This window comes from Bacteroides sp. 1001136B_160425_E2 (assembly GCF_015559655.1).
GTDB lineage: Bacteria > Bacteroidota > Bacteroidia > Bacteroidales > Bacteroidaceae > Bacteroides > Bacteroides luhongzhouii.
On the sequence record NZ_JADMQH010000021.1, the window covers coordinates 22,860 to 43,657 of the forward strand.

At 43.6% G+C, this 20,798-nt stretch carries 15 protein-coding genes; 6 read left to right on the forward strand and 9 right to left on the reverse strand.

What is annotated here, in order from left to right; all coding sequences use genetic code 11:
- Positions 1 to 6 precede the first annotated feature (6 nt).
- Complete coding sequence (locus I2I04_RS18925) at positions 7 to 1,173, reverse strand: MFS transporter (RefSeq protein ID WP_143259365.1); 1,167 nt, start codon at positions 1,171 to 1,173, stop codon at positions 7 to 9.
- A 15-nt stretch (positions 1,174 to 1,188) separates the two neighbouring features.
- Here I2I04_RS18925 and I2I04_RS18930 point away from each other — a divergent pair, with 15 nt between their 5' ends.
- Positions 1,189 to 1,410 carry a hypothetical protein gene (locus I2I04_RS18930; protein WP_143259364.1) on the forward strand — a complete coding sequence of 74 codons (222 nt, stop codon included), beginning with the start codon at positions 1,189 to 1,191 and terminating at the stop codon, positions 1,408 to 1,410.
- A 105-nt stretch (positions 1,411 to 1,515) separates the two neighbouring features.
- Here the strand turns inward: I2I04_RS18930 and I2I04_RS18935 are convergent, their stop codons facing one another.
- From I2I04_RS18935 to I2I04_RS18955, 5 genes are all read right to left on the reverse strand, one after another.
- Positions 1,516 to 3,351: a DUF4980 domain-containing protein gene (locus tag I2I04_RS18935; RefSeq protein ID WP_195470883.1), complete on the reverse strand. Its 1,836-nt coding sequence runs from the start codon at positions 3,349 to 3,351 to the stop codon at positions 1,516 to 1,518.
- Positions 3,352 to 3,451: 100 nt separating this feature from the next.
- A complete protein-coding gene (locus I2I04_RS18940; protein WP_195655675.1) occupies positions 3,452 to 5,020 on the reverse strand; it encodes a glycoside hydrolase family 32 protein in 1,569 nt (522 codons plus the stop codon).
- Positions 5,021 to 5,037: 17 nt separating this feature from the next.
- A complete protein-coding gene (locus I2I04_RS18945; protein ID WP_195655676.1) occupies positions 5,038 to 6,423 on the reverse strand; it encodes a DUF4960 domain-containing protein in 1,386 nt (461 codons plus the stop codon).
- Between the two features lie 26 nt (positions 6,424 to 6,449).
- Positions 6,450 to 8,162, reverse strand: coding sequence for a RagB/SusD family nutrient uptake outer membrane protein (locus tag I2I04_RS18950; RefSeq protein ID WP_143259360.1), 1,713 nt, complete (start codon positions 8,160 to 8,162; stop codon positions 6,450 to 6,452).
- Positions 8,163 to 8,189: 27 nt separating this feature from the next.
- Positions 8,190 to 11,303: a SusC/RagA family TonB-linked outer membrane protein gene (locus I2I04_RS18955; protein ID WP_195655677.1), complete on the reverse strand. Its 3,114-nt coding sequence runs from the start codon at positions 11,301 to 11,303 to the stop codon at positions 8,190 to 8,192.
- A 303-nt stretch (positions 11,304 to 11,606) separates the two neighbouring features.
- Between I2I04_RS18955 and I2I04_RS18960 the strand changes: the two genes are divergently transcribed.
- Both I2I04_RS18960 and I2I04_RS18965 read left to right on the forward strand, forming a co-directional pair.
- Entirely contained in the window at positions 11,607 to 12,482 is an 876-nt protein-coding gene (locus tag I2I04_RS18960; protein WP_195655678.1) for a Bro-N domain-containing protein, read from the forward strand.
- Positions 12,483 to 12,518: 36 nt separating this feature from the next.
- Entirely contained in the window at positions 12,519 to 13,391 is an 873-nt protein-coding gene (locus I2I04_RS18965; RefSeq protein WP_195655679.1) for an aldose 1-epimerase family protein, read from the forward strand.
- A 179-nt stretch (positions 13,392 to 13,570) separates the two neighbouring features.
- On the opposite strand, the gene I2I04_RS18970 is transcribed toward I2I04_RS18965, so the two are convergent.
- A complete protein-coding gene (locus I2I04_RS18970) occupies positions 13,571 to 15,451 on the reverse strand; it encodes a DUF4980 domain-containing protein (protein WP_195655680.1) in 1,881 nt (626 codons plus the stop codon).
- Positions 15,452 to 15,676: 225 nt separating this feature from the next.
- On the opposite strand from I2I04_RS18970, the gene I2I04_RS18975 reads away from it, so the two are divergent.
- Positions 15,677 to 16,699, forward strand: a complete 1,023-nt coding sequence (locus I2I04_RS18975) for a helix-turn-helix transcriptional regulator (protein WP_143259355.1) — start codon at positions 15,677 to 15,679, stop codon at positions 16,697 to 16,699.
- A 90-nt stretch (positions 16,700 to 16,789) separates the two neighbouring features.
- Here I2I04_RS18975 and I2I04_RS18980 read toward each other — a convergent pair whose 3' ends face one another.
- Both I2I04_RS18980 and I2I04_RS18985 read right to left on the reverse strand, forming a co-directional pair.
- Complete coding sequence (locus tag I2I04_RS18980) at positions 16,790 to 17,635, reverse strand: patatin family protein (protein WP_143259354.1); 846 nt, start codon at positions 17,633 to 17,635, stop codon at positions 16,790 to 16,792.
- Positions 17,616 to 19,838: a cation:proton antiporter gene (locus I2I04_RS18985; RefSeq protein WP_195655681.1), complete on the reverse strand. Its 2,223-nt coding sequence runs from the start codon at positions 19,836 to 19,838 to the stop codon at positions 17,616 to 17,618. Before I2I04_RS18985 ends, I2I04_RS18980 begins: the two co-directional genes overlap by 20 nt.
- Positions 19,839 to 20,022: 184 nt before the next feature.
- Here I2I04_RS18985 and I2I04_RS18990 point away from each other — a divergent pair, with 184 nt between their 5' ends.
- Together I2I04_RS18990 and I2I04_RS18995 are read left to right on the forward strand one after the other, a co-directional pair.
- On the forward strand, positions 20,023 to 20,547 hold the full coding sequence (locus tag I2I04_RS18990; protein WP_143259352.1) for a hypothetical protein: 525 nt from the start codon (positions 20,023 to 20,025) through the stop codon (positions 20,545 to 20,547).
- 10 nt (positions 20,548 to 20,557) lie between these two features.
- Positions 20,558 to 20,758, forward strand: coding sequence for a hypothetical protein (locus I2I04_RS18995; RefSeq protein WP_229067572.1), 201 nt, complete (start codon positions 20,558 to 20,560; stop codon positions 20,756 to 20,758).
- Positions 20,759 to 20,798 lie beyond the last annotated feature (40 nt).

Genomic DNA, 20,798 nt, shown 5'->3' on the forward strand with positions numbered 1-20,798 from the left:
ATAAAATTATTTTTTAATACGGAACGTATAGAACAAGAGATAAAGCACGCCCACCGTCATTACGGCTACTGCCCCACTCTGTCCCATCGCATCGGATGCTACTCCCATAGCCAACGGAAATACCGTACCGCCGAAGAGTCCCATAATCATCAGACCGGAAACTTCATTCTTCTTACCCGGCAGGTAAAGCAATGCCTGCGAGAAGACTACGGAGAACACATTGGAGTTGCCGAAACCGATCAGGCCGATACATACATAAATCATTGTCTTGTCATGGAATATAAACAAACCTGCCATCGCTATCAGCATCATCACAACGCTAATGCCGAAGAACGATTTCGCCGACATCTTACGCAAAATGAAAGAACCCAGAAAGCAGCCTGCCGTACGGAAGATAAAATAAAGGCTTGTCGCAAAAGCTGCATCATCAAGACCCATGCCAAGACGTTCCATCAAAATCTTGGGGGCGGTAGTGTTTGTACCCACATCAATTCCGACATGACACATGATACCAATGAAAGAAAGCAAGATAAACGGTTTGCCAAGCAAGGCGAGACATTGTCCTAACGTAGACGGTTTGCCTTCTTCTTTTTCCTCTTTAATCTGCGTGACATTAAGCAACAGGATAGCAATGACGGCTACAATCATATAAATCGGGAACAAGATGCGCCAGCCTAAATCGAAAGTCGGGATGGCCTGTGTCGCTCCCCACATGGCAATGTAAGGTGCAAGGAAAGAGGCAATGGCTTTCACAAACTGGCCGAAAGTCAGGCTACTTGCCAGACGGTCGCCACGTACGATGTTAGAAAGCAACGGATTCAGGGAGGTCTGCATCAACGCATTTCCGATACCCAAAAGGGAGAAAGAAATCAGCATCAGCATATAGCTGTCTCCGAAAACCGGCAATAACAAAGAAGCAAAAGTCACAAGCAAACTAAGCAACACGGTTTTCTTCTGACCGATACGGCTCATTAACATGCCTGTGGGTACGGAGAAAATCAGAAACCAGAAGAATACCAGTGAAGGGAAGATATTCGCCTGCGAGTCCGACAGACCGAGGTCTGCCTTTACATAATTGGAGGCAATGCCTACCAGGTCAACAAATCCCATGGCAAAGAAGCAAAGCATCACCGGGATCAGTTTGGAAAGAGAAGAGTTTTTACTATTTTCCATTGTTTTATCTTTTATATGATGAATTCTGTTTCCATAGGGCGGGAAGCACACAACCTTACGGCAATGTACACGTCAGCCCTTTATGTAGTTGGTGTATCTCCCGTTCCTTGTTGTGCTAAAGCTACGGTATTGTTACCTTCCCACGGCCGTGGTGACTTCTCTTCATGGCTGTGGGAAGAAGCTACCACGGCCGTGGTAGGATCTCGTCACGGCCGTGAAGAACTACCAATAACGTAAGTTTAGAGCAACTATATCCCCACTTTATGGATACTCTCTCACCGGGAAAGAGGAACTCTGTCATAAGGAAACAGGGAAAGAACGTATGGAGCGGAATAGAGCAGCTTACGGTTTCAACTTATAAACTACAAATGAGTCTACCTTATAAGCTCCTCCTTTGCTGTAAAAGTCGATATGGTTGTAAGGTTCCGAAGGGAATACCTGATTAGTCATCGCAAAGCGTCCACCGTCTCCAAAGGCCTCAACGCTGGATTTATCAACAAACAGGCGAAGTTTTAATGCATCTTTTCCGCTTTCAATAGCTGTCCAGGTCAACATCGGGAAGTTCTCATTGAAGCTGACCTCTCCGCTCTTGCGGCGATCCATCGAGAATTTCTTTTCTTTCATGTCATACTGCATATCCACTTCTTCGCCTTTATCATTGTAGAGACGGAAGCCGATTACGTCTGCATGTTGATTTTCAATCGTCAGTTCTATTTCGTATGCACCGTCATTGCCGGAAATCATTTCTTTGATTGTGCGTGTTCCGTTTACCCTGAACGAACGCTTCTTTGAAGCATCACGCAAAGCCAGCAGCTCGGGAGAGGGAGCTGATTGGAGGTAAGTCTCACCATCTACGGTAAACAGGCTCAAGTCGCGGGGAACGGAGTTCGGGCTACGGTATTGGGAAGTAGGAACGTCGTTTGCATATTGCCAGTTGCTCATCCAAGCGATAGCAATACGACGGTTGTCGGGAGCATCACTCCAAGTCACGGTGGCATAATGGTCTTTTCCCCAGTCCATCCATTTGGTTTTGGAGGGTGATTCATTTACAAACTCTTTTCCGTTGAAGGAGCCTATAAAATATTGAGTAGCCGAGTCACCGAAAGGACCGTCGCCGAGGCTGCAAAGCAGTACCCACTTCTTTTCATTCGTTCCTTCTACCGGGAGTTCGAATAAGTCGGGACATTCCCAAACGTTTCCGTGTGCACCGTGTCCTTTGCCGAAGCTGCTTTCAAATGTCCAGTCTTTCAGGTTGGGGGAAGAGAAGAATTGCATTTCCTGCCCTACCGCCAATACCATGATCCAACGTTTGGTACCTTCGTACCAGAATACTTTCGGGTCGCGGAAATCACGCGCTTCAGATACTAATACGGGATTGTTTTCGTATTTGGTGAAAGTACGTCCGTTGTCGGTGCTATAAGCAATGCTTTGCACCTGACGGTCACTATTCTGTGTATAGATGGCGACGATAGCACCTGCACCGAAGCCGGCAGTATTGTGATGATCTATCACGGCGGATCCACTGAAGATAGTGCCGAATGCATCCGGGGCGATTGCTACGGGGCGATGTTCCCAGTTTACGAGGTCTTTGCTGATGGCATGTCCCCAGTTCATATTTCCCCATTTGGAGCCGTAAGGGTTGTATTGGTAGAAAAGGTGGTATTCACCGTCTTTGTAGACCATTCCGTTCGGGTCGTTCATCCATCCGTAAAGGGGAGAGAAATGATAAATGGGACGGAACTTTTCACGGTTGCTTGTATCGAACGTATCGGACAATTTCATTTCCTTGCAGCAAGCAGTGTTGTCCGGTGAAAGGTTGACACGCACCGGGTCGTTGGAGTTCATTTTAAATTTGAAAGAGATTAGTTTGCCGGAATAATCGGAAAGGTCTACCGGGACAAAGTAATCGACTTTATGGATGGCCAGACGGACATCGAAGCTCTTTACCTCTTTATTATTGACAATCATGCTGATACGCACATCGGGCGACGCATCTTCTACGGGCAACAACAGATACTTCTGGTTAGTGTTGACGCGTACGAGGCAATGTCCTTCTCCTAAATCTTTAATTAATAGAGGAGAGTTGTCCGCACGGGCGGATAGAGAGATATTCATCACAATCATACAAAATAAAACCGCGAAGGTTCGAATTTGTTTGGAAGAGAGTCTTAAATTCATGCTTTATGGTATTAAGGTTGTTACAGTGCAAAGATAGGCGCTCCGGGATGAAACGCCTATCACTTTTGTTTCAAACACTGTAAAAGATGTTACTTTTCTATTAATATGTGCTCACTTGAATATCTGATACAGTGATTTCACCTTTATAACAGCAGAGTGACCACGGGTTCTTCTGCATTTGATAAATGCGGTTCGTGAAAGATAACTGGTCATTGATGTAGGTCACACAAACTGACTGGTCACTGTAAATCGTCACACGGTATTCATTATCCGTCGGGATGTTGAATTTGTTATCAAACAAGTATTTGGCATTGTCACCGTCTTTCTCGAAATTGGCTTTACCTTCGTCAGCGTTGACATGGATGCTATACCATGATTTGGAGTCCGTTCCACGAACGAAAGAGATCCCAAAACGATCTGTATTCGAGGATGCTTTTACGGTAAAGGAAATCTTGTTGTGCACTTTCAACCGGTTGAAGATGACGGAAGCTCCTTCGGCCAACGTATAGGTTTTACCGCTTTCTGTTACGTTTCCATCTTTAGCCATTACTTTTACTTCTTGTGCAGAAGTGTATTTACGGTCGATTGCCTCCGGAACTCCAAGAGTCAACGTACCGTCTTCGTGCTGAATGAGGCGTTGCGCTACCAGGTTTCCAGCCCATTCAGGTTCTACATCTCCTACGTTTCCATTATCATTGCCGGCGCGGGTAGGACACCAACCCCAGATGTAACGGTTGGTTCCATCGGAAGCGGTCTTTCCTGCATAGAATGCGCGGCTGTCCAGCATACCTTCCCGATTGTCCGGCCATATTCCGGCATCATTGGCGGTAGTCGCTTTCAGTTCTTCAAGTGTTCTGCCTTTGAAGTATTGTACCTTGCGCATGAAGGAAGCTTGCTCCGAATAGACCAGATACCACCATTCTCCCATCTTGAATACGTCCGGACATTCATAGAAACGATCCCACATCATGGTCATAAATGTTCCGGCAGACTCCCACTCTTTCAGGTCAGTAGAAGTAAATTCGGCAATGTGTCCTTTTCCATTTTTACGGGTGGCAATCAGCATGTGATAGACACCGTCTTCGGTCTGGAACAGGAACGGATCGCGGAAGTCATTCTTGTCATAGCCATACGTATCTCCTTTCAGATAGAAAGTGCGGTTCTTGGTCCATGTTTTAAAGTCAGGAGAGGTAGCTACCATGACTACTTGCGCATTCTGGTCGGAAGAAGGTTTGAATTTATTGCCGGTGTAGAAAGTGTAGTAGAGTTTATCAACCGGATTATAGATGGTACCTCCTGTACCGATGGCGGCATCCTGTTCGTCACGACCTCCGCAGGGAATCAGTTCGCCGAGAGATTCATAAGTAGCACCGTCTTTGGTGGCCACCCCGAAAATGGGGTGGTAAGTAGCTTCGGGGTTCGGACGATAGTCTTGCAGGTACATCACTTTAAAGTCTTTGGCAACCGGATCATAGAATGGCATCGGGTCACCGACAAAGCCTACCTGCGGTTTATAGTACATCGAGAAGCCATGCTCGTCGGTCGATTGGAAGTAAGTGGCTGTACCGTCCCAGTCTCTTTGAGTCAATACGGGATCAAGCTCATCACTGCAAGCGGTCATTGAGGCCAACAGTGTGGTGATTGCTATATGTAAGATCATATTTTTCATAATTATTGCTTATTCTTTTATTTACATAAGTAGTTGATTGCATTCAGAGTCATTTGCTCTACGTTGTAGTGGTAGTCATCGGCAGAAGCGTCTACTCCTTTACCGTACCAATCGTAACCACCGTAGCCGATACAGATCGTACGTCCGCTATTGGAGCGCGGCTCGAATTCGGCTATGATTACTGCACCGTCGTCTCCGCATGCCACATCGATTCCTCCTGTCAAGTTACGCCATGCGTTCAGGTCCTCATAACCTCCCCAGTTTGTTCCGATGTGCCATTGGGCTGTGCTATTGGTTACTGCGTAACCAGCATCAAAGGTATAGACTCTTGTTTTGTCACCATCTTTCCATTTTAAATCCTGAAATAACGGATGCGACTCGTTGCCAGTAATCGGAAAGCTCCACGGTCCATCAACAATTTCAGGTGAATCCTCACTTCTTCCCCAACTGTTGTTTGGTACACGCTCGTCTTTTGCAATGCTAAGATCCTTAATATAGAAAGTTGCGTAGCGGGTCAGCAACAGGTTACCACCGTTTTGATAGTAGACTTTAAATTTCTCTACGGCAGCTTTTGCATCATCCGGCAAAGGAGGATTGTCACCATTGTCTGCATGGAAATGCCACCAGATTGCAGTATATTTGCCTAAATCCACTTTTCCGTCTACTACATCTTTGAATGAGATGTATTCGGACATTGATATATTATCCATCATCCACTGGGCAGCGGCTTTTTCTTCAGGACTTGTAAGTTGGCTTACAGAAGAAGCTGTGCCGACAAAGGCCGTCGGAATCACGTTTCCTTGAGTAACCGTTACTACATAAGGAGTCACTGCCGAACGGTAAGTTGCCGTATAGGTGACAGGATTGGTAAAGTCCTGGATGCTGCCGGATGCCGGAGTCACAGTAGCTCCATCTGTCACGGTGAACGTACCTTTCAACTGGGTGATATCCACTGTCAGCGGAACAACTACGGAGATTGTTTTTGATAGCTGGTCTACTTTTCCTACATAAGTATCATTCAACTTAAAGGTCAGTATCTTCGCCTCGTCCCTCTTCACGGTAATCGTATAGCTCATTTGTACGTCACCATTCTTCACAATCAAAGATACGGGAAGAGAAAAGTCGATTGTTTCACCGACAGCGATGCTCGCCGTAGCGCCTTCGGAAAGGTCGATTTCGCTGACGGCCATCCGGGTAACGTCATAATCGTAAGGTACTCCCACTACGATTGTCTTATTTTGATAATCGATCGTTCCTGCGTATTCATCCAGTTTGATAGAGTTTACCCATACATCTCCGTCCAAACGAAGATTGGATTTGAAGTCATCGCTACATCCCGCAACTGTTATGCATACTACAGTCACCAACAGGATGGTATAGAGTTGTTTTATGATTGATTTCATTTTATTCTTTGTTTTAAGATTGATGATTACCAACCGAAATTCTGTGTATAATTTCCGTTACTGGCACTGATCTGTTCGAATGGAATTGGGAGGTATTCGTTCTTATTTTCCGTGAAGCCTGCATTCTTGTAAATAGAACAACGGGCTGCTTCGGTCACATAATAAGCATTGATAACGTCTTTGGCTTCTCCCCATCTGACGAGGTCAAAAAAGCGTGAGCTTTCCATTCCAAATTCTATACGGCGTTCCCATTTCAACATTTTCATGGCTTCGTCCTGTGCATAAGCTTTCTGTTCATAAGGGGTTACTTTGAAGTTCACTCCGTACTCTTCTTTATAATTGAAGATCAGCATTGTACTTCCGGCCGCACGACTGCGTACATCATTGATGAGTGAGATGGCGTCGGCAATACGTCCGTCGTTCAACTGTATCAGGGCCTCGGCACGCATCAGCAATACATCTGCATAACGGATGACGATATGATTCAGAGAACTAGCCCAATAAGAGCCTTTCTTCAGGCAGTCACAGTCCGGGTCTACATTCTCTTTGAGCGAAACATAATATCCGTAAAGTCCCTTGCTACGGCTCCAGTCATCATTCTTCTGAATCAGGTAGCCTTCGTTGTATTTATAAGGGAAGCCCGGCATACCTACCGTGTGGAATAAACGGGGGTCTACATTGTCCGTTGTAACCTCGTAGTTCTCATTATCATAGGTGCTGAACAACGGTTTTCCCTGCGAGTCGGTTTTGAAAGCGTTCACCAGATTTTGGCTCGGTTTGTGGAAGTCACAGCAACCTAGTATCTGCGGAGTTGTCAGTCCCATTCCCCAGTTCAGGTTACCGTTGTATGTTCCGTCGTTGATAGAATATTGAATCGCCCATACAGACTCCGCGCCATTTTCATATTGAGGCAGGAAGTTCATACTATAATCATTTTCCAATCCGTAACCGGCTTTGGCCATGATGAGAGGATCGGTATATTTCACTACCTGTTTCAAGTCTTCTTCGTTGATCCCGGTAAGATTGTTATTCACTCCATCCTGACGGTAAGCCTTATACAGGTAAGTCTTTGCCAGATAAGCAGCAGCGGCAGCCTGTGTAGGACGTCCTTTTTCTATTTGCACTTCCGGCAGGTTGTCGTAGGCAAACTGGAAGTCGTCTGCTATCTTTTGCCATTGTCCATCATTGGTATAGGTGGTATTCGAAAGCTTGTTGTAAGCATCCGGTTCCATGTTTTCATCGTCTACTATAACGATCTTCTTAAACAGTTGCTTCAACATGAAGTGAGCATGTCCGCGCAGGAACCTCATTTCAGCAATACGCTGGTTCTTCAGCGGATAAGTCTTTTCATCCATCAGGTCGAGTGACTGCAAGGCTGTGTTGGCACGGGTGATGCATTGATACAGTCTTTTCCATATATCGTTGATGTTCCAGTCGGTGGTGTTGATACCTTTAGAAATCTCCAGTGCGTTGAACACACCGCCGTCTTCCGTACCGGAACCGCCTTTATAACAATCGTCGGAACGCACGTCATAATTCCAAAGCGAGAAGGAAGAGTTGATGTCGTCACCTGTTGCCCAAATGGCGTAGGCTGAAATCACGAGGTTATCCACGTATTCGGGAGAAGCGATCTGATCGCCGGTCACAATACCCTGCGGAACCTGACGATCCAGAAAATCGTTGCAACTGCTTGTCAGCAAGGTAAATCCGATGGTTGCTATGTATAGTATCTTTTTCATGATAGTTCGTTTTATAAATGAAGTGAATTAAAATCCGATGTTAAGTCCGAAGGTGATATTCACAGGGATCGGATAAGAGAAGTTCGGGTTTTCCGGGTCTTCTCCCGTAAAGTCTTTACTCTTGATCGTCAACAGGTTTTGTGCGCTGCAATAGAAGCGTAAACGTTCCATTCTCAACTTCTTGGAGATTACAGCCGGAACCGTATAACCTAATTGGATATTACGCAGTTTCAGGAAGGAACCGTTTTCAACAAAGTAAGTGGAGACGCGCTGTTCATTGTTTGTATCGCTGCGGGTCAATGCCGGAATAGTAGAGTTCGGATTAGTAGGCGACCAGGCATTGAGCAAGCGGGTTCCCTTGTTCAGGAAGCCGACGTTGGATGCACTCCAGAAGTCACTTTTCTTCTTCACGTCACTGATGATATCTACTCCCTGAACGCCTTGCCAAAACATAGTCAGGTCGAAGTTCTTATATTCCAGATAGATATTCAATCCGTAGCTGAAAGCAGGAGTCGGATCGTAAATCCATTCCTGGTCTTTTTCATCAATCACACCGTTATGATCGATGTCGCGATAGCGGATACGGCCAACGGCTGCACCTTCCTGCGTAGCGTGATTGTCCACTTCTTCTTGTGATTTGAAGATACCGTCGGCAATGTAGCCCACTTGTGAATTGTATGTATGACCGACTACACTCTTTACTCCATTACCACCAAACTTTCCATTGGCAGCCACTGTCTCCGGTAATTCAAGAATTTCATTCCGGTAAGTGGAGATGTTTCCGTTCAAGTCGTAAGTCAGTCCGAAGGCAGTCTTGTTGCGGTAGCCCAAGTTGAATTCAAAACCCTGGTTTTTCATTGCGCCCGAATTAATCCAACGGTTGCCACCTTCTCCTAATACTCCCACACCTGCCATTTCAGTCAGGATATCGGTTGTTTTCTTGTAATAGTATTCCAATGAACCGTACAAGGATTGCTTGAACAGGCTGAAGTCGATACCGACGTTCGTCTGTGTAGTTGTCTCCCATTTAATATTGTCATTACCGATCTGGTTACGTTTGAATCCGGAAGGCAGAGTACCACCTCCGTTAGAACCTGTAATATCGTATGCCGTACCGTAGCTTTGACCGCCAAATGAATCTGTTGTTCCATAATTAGGAGCGTAGATAGTGTAACGGGCAAGGTTGGAGATTTCCTGATTACCGGTCTGTCCCCATGAAGCACGCAGTTTCAGATCGTCAAGCCAAGTCAGTTCCTTCATAAAGCTTTCTTGTGTGATGCGCCATCCCAAAGAAACGGAAGGGAAAGTGGCATAACGATGATTTTTACCGAAGCGGGAAGAACCGTCACGACGGAGAGTCAATGAAAGCAGATATTTGTCAGCATAAGAATAGTTCATTTTGCCGAAGAAAGAGACAAGCGAGTAACCTTCGCCGGCACCGTAAGCCTGGGCTGTGCCGCTACCTGCATCGGGCCACATATAGTCGGGAGTAAGGATAGAGAAATCTTCTTTGTAGCCGGAGAAATGGCTGTCGTCTTCCCGATTCAGCTCCATACCTGCCATGACGTCTCCACGATGTTTGCCTATTTCCAACTGGTAAGTGGCAATGGCATTCCACATCCATTTGGTCCAGTGTTCCTGTTTGGCTTCCACTGCACTCTTGCCGTTGTTGGTCTGTGTTCCTTCCTGATAAGGATAGGTAAAGTAACGGGCTTGCTTGTTTGCATAGTCCAGACCAAAAGTAGAACGAACATTGAATCCTTTGAAGAGGCTTAGATTCACATAAGCATCACCGAACATACGCCAGTAAGTGTATCGGTTGTCTTTGTTGTATTCGAGTACGGCACGAGGATTACGACGGTCCGGCCATCCGCCTACCGGTCCTCCCCATGAACCATCCGAAGCATAAACAGGGATAGCGGAAGGAATGTCCAAAGCGGTTTCGATAATTCCGCCGGGAGCTTGTACTTCCGAAGTCCGGTTTAAGGTGAAATGCTGGCCGATAGTCAATATATCATCGATTAATTTATAATCACTGTTCATACGGGCAGAGAAACGGTCGAAGTCCGTATCTTTGATTACACCCAGGTTTTTGTAATATCCCAGAGAAAAGAAGGAAGAACCTTTCTCCGAACCGTTGCTGACAGAAAGATTGTATTGCTGGATAACACCTGTACGGGTAATCTCATCAAACCAGTCGGTATCTGCCACAGGCATTGTATTCTTCGAGTCCAGGTATTTGGAAAGGCTCATACCGTATAGTACAGGATTTCCGTTGGCATCGTAACCCCAATTGTAGTTATATCCCAAGGCATTGCCGTTCGGGTTCTCACCATCGTTTACATAGGCTTGCCACATGGCACGTCCGTACTGTTCCGTATTCAACACATCCATCTTACTTTGATACATGGAAGCTGAAACCGAAGCATCAAAATTGATTTTAATCTGGCCTTTCTTTCCTTGTTTGGTAGTAATGACGATAACGCCATTTGCAGCACGCGAACCGTAGATGGATGCTGAAGCAGCATCTTTCAGTACTTGAATGGATTCAATGTCGTTTCCGTTCAATTCGTGCATACCGGCTTTGGTAGGAACTCCATCGATAATATAAAGAGGATCGTTGTTGTTCAGCGTACCGATACCACGAATACGTACGGTAGCCGATCCGCTCGGATTTCCATCCGCCGTAATGTTCATACCGGGCACGCGGCCTTGAAGTGCTTTCACCGGGTTGTTCTCCCCTTGCTTCTGGATTTCGTCGACTTTCACTACGGAAACAGCACCGGTCAGGTCGGCTTTACGTTGAGTAGTATAACCTGTTACGACCACTTCATCTACCATTTGAGTGTCTTCTTCCAATAATACATTAACGATAGCAGCCGATTTTACGGTCACCGGTTTATAACCAATATACGTAATCTTTAAAGTAGAGTTAGCCGGAACCGAAAGGGTGAAATTACCATCTAAATCAGTAATTGTTCCATTAGTAGTAGCTGTAACTTCAACAACAGAGGCACCGATGACCGGCTGTCCGTCCGTTTTAGAAGTAACGTTTCCTTTCACCGTAATGTTTTGCCCCCAAAGGACTGACATGAAAGTAAACAGGAAACAAACGCTGCAAAGAAGTTTTTTGTTCTTCATAATACGATGCATTAGTTTGATGTTATTAAATTAAAAGTACGAATTTTATCTTTATCGATGATGCAAATTACGGTTGATTTATATCAAACGACTAAAAAAAATGTTTCAAAGGCTATAACATTTGTTGCATAGAACGCTATTTTATAGGGTTTTATAAGATCTTTTTCTTGCTATGAGAAAAATGAGGTTCATATTCTCTTATGTAGATTGAAAGTGGTATCTTTGTGTAGTGATATGAGCCCCCAAATAGAGAAGACTCTTCATTAAAATAACAACCAATTAAAGATTCTAAAAACAGAATTCATGACTAAACAACAAGCATTAAAGCTCTTTGAGGAAAAAAAAGTACGTACGGTATGGGATGATGAACAAGAGAAGTGGTATTTTTCGATAGTAGATGTAGTTAGCATTTTAACTGAAAGTACCGATGGACGTAAATATTGGAATAAGCTGAAACAGAGACTTAAAGAAGAGGGAAATGAAACGGTGACAAATTGTCACCAGTTGAAAATGCAGGCAGTTGATGGCAAAATGCGCCTTACCGATGTCGCCGACACCGAACAGCTTCTCCGCCTTATCCAATCCATACCCTCCCCAAAAGCAGAACCTTTCAAATTATGGATGGCTCAAGTTGCCAGTGAACGGCTCAATCAAATACAAGACCCCGAATTATCCATCGAACAGGCTCTACAAGATTATAAACGTCTGGGATATTCCGACAATTGGATTAACCAACGTTTAAAATCAATTGAAATCCGTAAGGACCTTACTGACGAATGGAAAAAACGAGGTCTGCAAGAAGGTGTTCAATTTGCCACATTAACGGATGTAATCTATCAGACCTGGTCGGATATGACATCTAAAGAGTACAAACAATTGAAAGGATTGAAAAAAGAAAACCTACGAGATAATATGACCAATAAAGAATTGGTATTAAATATGCTTGCCGAACTTTCTACTAAAGAAATATCCGAAATCAGCGATCCCGAAACATTCAATGACCACATGGATATTGCTCAACAAGGTGGAGAAGTAGCCCGCAATGCCCGACTGGAACTGGAGACTAAAACGGGCAAGAGAGTAATCTCTCCTCTTAATGCAAAAAGTGGTATGCTACTGAAAGGCAAATCTGAATACGAATTGAAAGACGGATTGAAAGATGAACCGAAAGATGAATGAAAAATTACCCTCAAAATAATCCAATAAATAAACGATATGAAAACAATCTCCAACGAACAACTTACGATTCAAGTATCTCCTCATGGAGCTGAACTTTGCAGTATCTTCGCCAATGGAAAAGAATATCTGTGGCAAGCCGATCCTGCTTTTTGGAAACGTCACTCTCCTGTCCTATTCCCTATTGTTGGGAGTGTATGGGAGAATGAGTATCGAAATGAAGGAATTTCTTATACGCTTACCCAACATGGTTTTGCCCGTGATATGGAGTTCACACTCGTTACTGAAAAAGAGGATGAAGTACGTTACCGTCTTGTTAGTAATGAAGAGACTTTGCGAAAATATCCGTTTCTATTCTGTCTGGAAATAGGCTATCGCATCCAGGGAAAGAAAATTGAGGTTATGTGGGAAGTAAAGAATACCGGCGACAAGGAAATGTATTTTCAGATTGGTGCACATCCTGCTTTCTATTGGCCAGAATTCGATGCAAGCAATTCTGAAAGAGGGTTCTTCGGATTTGACAAGGAAAACGGTTTGAAATATATTCTCATTTCAGAAAAGGGATGCGCTGATCCTTCTACAGAATATTCTTTAGAGTTGACAGACGGATTGTTACCACTGAACACACATACTTTTGATAAAGATGCTTTGATACTGGAAAATGAACAGATCCGTAAAGTTACCTTATATAATAAGGAGAAACAGGCTTATCTAAGTCTACATTTTAATGCTCCGGTAGTCGGCCTCTGGTCTCCACCTGCAAAGAATGCTCCTTTTGTCTGCATCGAGCCTTGGTACGGACGTTGCGACCGTGCACATTATACTGGTGAATATAAAGATAAAGACTGGATGCAACACTTACAGCCGGGAGCGATATTCCAAGGGGGATATACAATTGAAATTGATGAATAATTGATGAGTAATTGATGAATATAAGTAGCTGCCGGATTTCACATCTGACAGCTACCAAACACCTAATTCTAATCTACAAAACCTAACTTATAAATCTAACCTATGAATCCTTAAAACAATCACTACTTGTTGCTTTCACTAAATCGATGCAAACATCTATTGCGTAACTTCTATTTCTCTTATAAACCTAGTCGATACGTATTGAATGAATCGACATGGAATGTACCTCCTTTGCTATAAAAACACATACGGTTGTATGGTTCCGATGGAAAGATAAGATTAGTCATAGCTACCTTTCCTCCATTCAGGAATATTTCTACAGAACATTTATCAACGAAAACATCCAACGTATATTTATTCTCTTTCTTTATCGGTGCCCAAGTAGCTAATGCGAAATCATCTATATAATTGATAGAAGCCGTCTTTCTACGGTCGTGAACCTCTATCTCATGAGGTACACTCTTCTTTCCGAAATCTACGATACCACTTTTCGTCCGGTCCATTACCAATCTCTTTTCCGGAAGATTGAAATAGATATCCACCTTTTCCCCTTTATCATTAAAGAGGCTGAATCCCATAATCTCCGCTTCCCCGGCGGTAATCTCCAATGCCAGTTCATACGCACCTTCATTATCAGCCAATAAAGAATCAATATGATAATCATTACCAACCATAAATGCCGGAATCTCTTTCTTTTCTTTTCGCAGAGTCTTTATCTCCGGCACCGGAGCTGCCGAAAGATAAATTTCACCGTCTTGTGTATAAAAACTTAACTCACGCGGCAGAGCATTAGCACTACGGAATTGCTTTGTCGGAACAATGTTACAATATTGCCAGTTACTCATCCAAGGGACGGCAATTGTGCGTTCTCCAGTATTTGAGAAACAAACGGTAGCATAATGATCCTTTCCCCAGTCCAGCCATTTCGTTACATTCGGTTGACTGTCACAACAGAATTTCGTTCCATCAAAGTCTCCTGTAAAGTATTGAGTGGCACTTCCTCCGAAATAACATCCCGGATTGACGTTCACTATCAACGCCCATTTTTTACGATTCAGATCTCCATCCACCGGAAGTTCCACCATGTCCGGACATTCAAACTGACAAGGCTGTACCCCGTATCCTTCTCCGAAGCTACTCATATAATTCCAGTCCTTCAGATTCTTAGAGTCATAAAAACGCATTTCTTTATCGGCGGAGACAATCATCACCCATTTATCTTCCGGTTCATAACGAAACACTTTCGGGTCGCGGAAATCTTTCAAACCATCAGTTGGCCTCAAGATGGGGTTCTTCTCATATTTAGTAAATGTTCGTCCGTTATCTTTGCTAAAAGCAAGACATTGAATCTGCCCGTTTTTATCACTGGCAGAAGTATAGAAAGCCAAAATACTCCCTGCTCCATACCCCGCTACGTTCTCTTGATCGACAATAGAGCTGCCGGAAAAGACATGTCCCAATGTGTCACGGGCAATAGCCGGGGCCAGATGTTCCCAATGCATCAGGTCTTTGCTGACAGAGTGCCCCCAATGCATATTTCCCCATTTGGAACCATAAGGGTTATATTGAAAATACAAATGATATTCTCCATCTTTATACACCAATCCGTTGGCATCATTCATCCAGCCATAAAGGGGAGTATGATGATAAACAGGACGAAACTTTTCCGTATTGGCTGTATCAAAAGTATCAGATAGTTTGATTTCTTTCCAGCAAAGTGCGTCTTTTGATTTATTACGGACACGCACGGTGGCAGTCTTCGCTCCGACGGGCAAGGCAAATGGAACGAAATAGTCCACTTGAGTCTGCGCCAGACGAATATCCATATCGGTATCCGCAGCCTCTCCCGTATCAAGCAGAACCTGACTTTCTGCAGCTTCCTCTTCTATAGGAAGCAATATATAATTAGTAGGATTGGTGATGTGGATAACAGTCAGGCTATCGCTTTTCTGTTCCAAGGTCAACTTGCTTTTAGTTGTGTGGCAATAAGTCAGTCCGTAAGAGACTGCTAACGCAAGTATTGCACCTTTACATAGTTTCATCCAAGGGTTTGTTTTCATGGCAACAAAGTATTCCTAGTTTATACAAGCTTTTAATCTAAAATAGACGAAGGCAAAGATAGGGGGTATCTTCGCCTTCGTCTATAAACTTTGTTTCAAAGGATATCAAATTTGATACAAATCCTAAGAATTTTCTTTTTATCATCCAAGAATAAAGACCTGTAACCTCTTTGTTTTCCTGAATTTATTTTTCTACTTTTGAAGCAAATCTTTATTCTTCTACTTATGCCAGCAAATAGAAATGCCTTAATCCGTTATAAAACAATTGATAACTGTCTGCGTAATCCTTATCGACGCTGGACGTTGGAAGATTTGGTAGATGCTTGCTCAGATGCTCTTTATGAATACGAAGGCATTGATAAAGGCATAAGCAAACGTACGGTACAAATGGATATACAGATGATGCGTAGCGAGAAACTGGGTTATAACGCTCCGATTGTGGTGTACGAAAATAAATATTATAAATACGAAGATCCGGAATACAGCATTACACAAACCCCGCTGAATGAACAAGACCTGAAAACGATGTCGGAAGCAGTGGAAGTGTTACGGCAGTTTAAGGGTTTCTCCTATTTCACGGAAATGAGCGATATTATCAACCGCCTGGAAGACCATGTCGCTTCTGCCCGGATGAAAACCACTCCTGTCATTGACTTTGAAAAAAATGAATCATTGAAAGGACTGGATTATCTGGATACGATCTATCACGCGATTGTAAACGAGCATCCGATACAGCTCAAATATCGTTCGTTCAAGGCACGCTCCGCCAACAGCTTTATTTTTTATCCTTATCTATTAAAAGAATATCGCAACCGGTGGTTCGTTTATGGAGTCAGAAGAAACGGACGGATCTTACAAAACTTAGCTTTGGACAGAATACAATCATTGGAAGTTCTACCACAGGAACATTACATAAAAAACACGTTCTTCGATCCAAACACGTTCTTCGATGATCTGGTAGGAGTCACTAAAAACTCCGGAAGCATAGCGGAGAAAGTAGGTTTCAAGGTAGCGGCTGCTGAAGCACCTTACATCATAACCAAGCCTATACATCGCAGCCAGCAAGTGGTGGAAAGATTGGCCGACGGAAGTGTCATACTGGAAATAGAAGTCGTCATCAACCATGAGTTAGAACGAGTATTCTTCGGATATGCCGAAGGAATACAAATTCTTTATCCGAAGACTCTGGTAGAATTGATGGGTAGAAAACTAAAAAAGGCTGCTGAACAATATACCCATTCAAAATGAAAAGGGAACACGTCCAATTATCTTATCTGACATTCAAGAAAAACAAAAAAGCATGGAGAGCCTATCTATTATTCAACTATGAAGACTTGTTTATTCTTCAAGTAAGGCTCTCGCACATTCATATCCTTCCTGATAAAACTCTGTCAGTTTTTGCACATCTTTCTCGATGCGGTCTACGGCTACAGGTTTCAAAGGACGGATTACGACAATCTTTCCTTCATCTTCCATACGCTCCACCATTTCCAGTTGTTCATTATAAACAGCGCACCGGCAACTTAACGCTTCACGCAACTTCGGATATTTACGGTATACAAACGAGGGGATACGAATGTCTTTCGAATCTTTCCGATACCCCCGGTTACGGGTGAGTACCACGACATTTTTCGTGCAGCCATCCGCAATGGCCCTTTGCAGAGGTATGGAATCTACGATACCTCCGTCAAGCATGGGAACCTCGTCTACATAAGTAATAGGACATACAAAAGGAAGACTGCTGGATGCGCGGACAATATCAATTACCCTGTGCCTATCTTTTTTCTCTTCGAAATAGTTGGCTTCTCCCGTGACGCAATTCGTAGTCACCATCACAAAACGTTCCGGTGAAGCAAAATATGTTTCATAATCATAAGGGAGAATATGTTCGGGAAATTCATTGAATAATAGATCAAAGTCGAGTATATTACGCTTTTTGAGCAAATGTTTCAAACCAATATAATCATACTTCTCCAACAAGTCAATGTTGCTGTACCTGGCACGTCCCCGTTGCCTTGATGCATACGACAACCCGTTACACGCACCGGCAGACACTCCTATCGTATAGGGAAACCGGATATCGTGATCCATAAAATAATCAAGCACACCGCAGGTGAATACTCCACGCATTCCCCCGCCTTCCAACACTAATCCCGTAGATTCATCAATTTTCAAGTCTTTCATTTTTATCTCCCGTATTCTTATTCCGGCGGATTACCAGCAAAGATGACAATTCACGTATCACAGCCTCATCCTCGGATAATTTCGTATAAGAAAGATGGCTCATTATCAATAACCCGTCTTTCTCTTCAGTCACTAAATCTTCAACTCCCACAAACCACACCATCATCGTTTGTTCCGGATAACGCGCCTGTAAATCGTCAATGCGCCCACGGAACTCTTCATCATCCGTATCAAAAAGGAAAAGGCGTACCGAATGTCCGTTCTGCAACATCTTATCCAAATAGGAAAAAAGAAACATATCAATCATTCCGCCAAGTACGAAACTGACCGCCGCGCCTACCCGATACTGACGATTGACAAATACGGCCACGGGACATTTCACCTGCTCCATAATCTCATCAATCTTATCCCGGAAGAGCGTTAACCATAAAATTGCCCCGGGAGTTCCCGGCATATCCGAGCGATAATGACTACCGGCTCCCAAAAGCAGCATATCAGGACGTTCTTTACGGACAAAGTGGATGATTTCCTGTACAAGTTTGTCTGTCACCCGATAATGGTTATCTACCTGGATATTCAATTTCGCTGCCTGTTGATTGAGCAAAGCAAAACTCTCGCTGGCATAATGTTCGGCATTCAACGGATTCAAATCCGTGCCCACCGTATAGTGTGCTGCAATCAAATGATTTTTCTTCAACTGCTTCCCAAATAACAAATCATAAATGGAAAGCAACACACGCCCGGATTCCGGACGCCCGAAACAAAATATCAATTTGTGCTTCAAAGATAATTTTTCTTCCCGACGTACGAAAATATGTTCCACCAAATGAAGCAAAGGAGTAGTCATAAAGGTCGTAACTAGCGCCATAATGACCAAAATTACGAATATAGACGGGGGAAGAACTCCCATTTCATAACCGATATTCAAAGCGACAAGCTCCATCAATCCCCGTGTATTCATCAATGTCCCTATCGTCAGACTATCCTTCCACGACTCACCCACCAAACGGGCGGCAATGGCACATCCACCCAACTTGCCGACAATGGCAACCGTCACCAACAGTAAACATACCATCCACAACTCCGGACTGTTTATCAAACCGATTTCCGTGCGCAATCCGGTGAAGGCAAAGAACAGAGGTAAAAAGAAGACTAATGAGATATCTTCCACTTTTTCCATCATCACCTTCCGGAAACCCAGATTGGACGGCATCACTACCCCTGCCATAAAGGCTCCGAACAGTGCATGAATACCGATAATTTCGGTCAGACAAGAGGAAATAATAAGAATGAGCAGAATAAATGCCACGAATGTTTTATTGATTGCTTCCCGGTTGGCATATACTTCTCCTACTTTCTTCAGAAACGGGCGAACGACCAAAAACATGACCGCAATATAAACAACTGCCAGCCCCACTGAATAAAGTGCACTGGCAAAACTTCCTGCTTTGGAGATAGCAATCACCACTGCCAACAGGCACCAAGCTGTCACATCATCATTGGCAGCGGAAGCAATGGTCAGCGTTCCTAAAGAAGTCTTCGTCATATTCCGCTCCTGAATGATGCGTGCCAATACCGGAAAAGCGGTGATGCTCATAGAAATACCTATAAACAGGGCAAAAGGGAGAAACGGGGTTTGGGCAGCTGCATATTCTTCGTACACCCAGTAAGAAGACAAGATACCCAGGAAGAAAGGGACTAAAATTCCGGCATGACTAATCACCAGTGTTTCATTGATCTTATTTTTCAGCACACTGAAATCCAGCTCCATACCGATGACAAACATAAAAAGTATCAGTCCCACCTGACTCAATAACTCAAGATTGGTAAGCGAATGTGCCGGAAAAAGGAAATGAAAAGCATCCGGAAAGAAAAAGCCGAGTACGGAAGGTCCTAACACAATACCGGCAACAATCTCTCCAATCACTCCCGGTTGCCCGATCAGGCTGAATAAATAGCCAAAAAGACGCACCATCAGCAGCACGGCTATAATCTGAATCAATAAGGTAGTGAGCGGATGATGAAGATTGTCCTGTATAAACTGGAGAAACATAGTGAATGGATTCCCCTGTACCATGTTCTGCGCATTTATCGCATAGTGTGAAAACCGGTCACCCTCTTCAATAGCAACATAAATCAATCCTCCAAACAGGAGTAACATCAGTACATAAATGACATAATTCTTCCGGGCCCTGTTCCGCATAAACTTTACTTTTACGATTTGTGCATATTTATAGTAAAAACAAACGAAAAAGGCAGATAGTTTGGCGGAAATAACAAATTCTCAAACAAAATCTTGTTTTTTTGCTTCAATCTATGTAACTTTAGGCTAGCTTAATTGTTTAAGGAGGAAAAAATCAAAAAAGTCCTGCCCGCAGGCAAGCACCATGAGAATACAGTTTGAGATTAAAGAAAATTTGCCGGAAATTATCGAAGAAATCTTACACTCTGATAAGTGGCAAACTTCCGTGAAGGAAGAACTGAGCGGTCGGACGACCGTTGTGATCCGTGACCAGGCGTATGGTTCAGAAGCTACCATTGAAATTTATGCTACATCTATTGAAATCAAAACCGCATGGTCAAAGTACTCCTATCGTATATTTGTAACCAACGATATCGTATGGTGCGAATATAACGGTGCCTATCGTGGTCTGTTGGAACAAGTGCTCCTACCTACTATTACTCCCAAAGAAAACCTGCTCAATTCTGACGTGACTGAAAGTTCGCTCTATGGAAATGAGCATAGGAAATTGAGAGAGTATGCAGAAGATAACCTGAAACTGAAACAATTCCGCCGGGAAAACTTCAATGAACAGAAGAATGGAACCGCACCATTCGATCATCCCAAACGTGTGTATGATGAGTTTATCAAAGAAGATTATGTAGTAGCACCGAAAGAAGAAAAGAAATAACCTGTACTTCATGCTTTACCTTGTGTCATCGTCTTGGCACAACAGTGCCAAGACGGCTTCACTTACAGAATTGACCGAACAACGTTTCCAGATAGATGCCGGTATTATGGGAGCTTATCAAAAATACTCACAACGGGGAGCAAGTAATCGTTCCGTCACCGGAAACCTGAATAACTTGAGTATCGGTTGCCGGATTATTCCACGCTGGTAAATATAAAACCTTTGTGTACTCTGTGGTGAATTAATCTGTG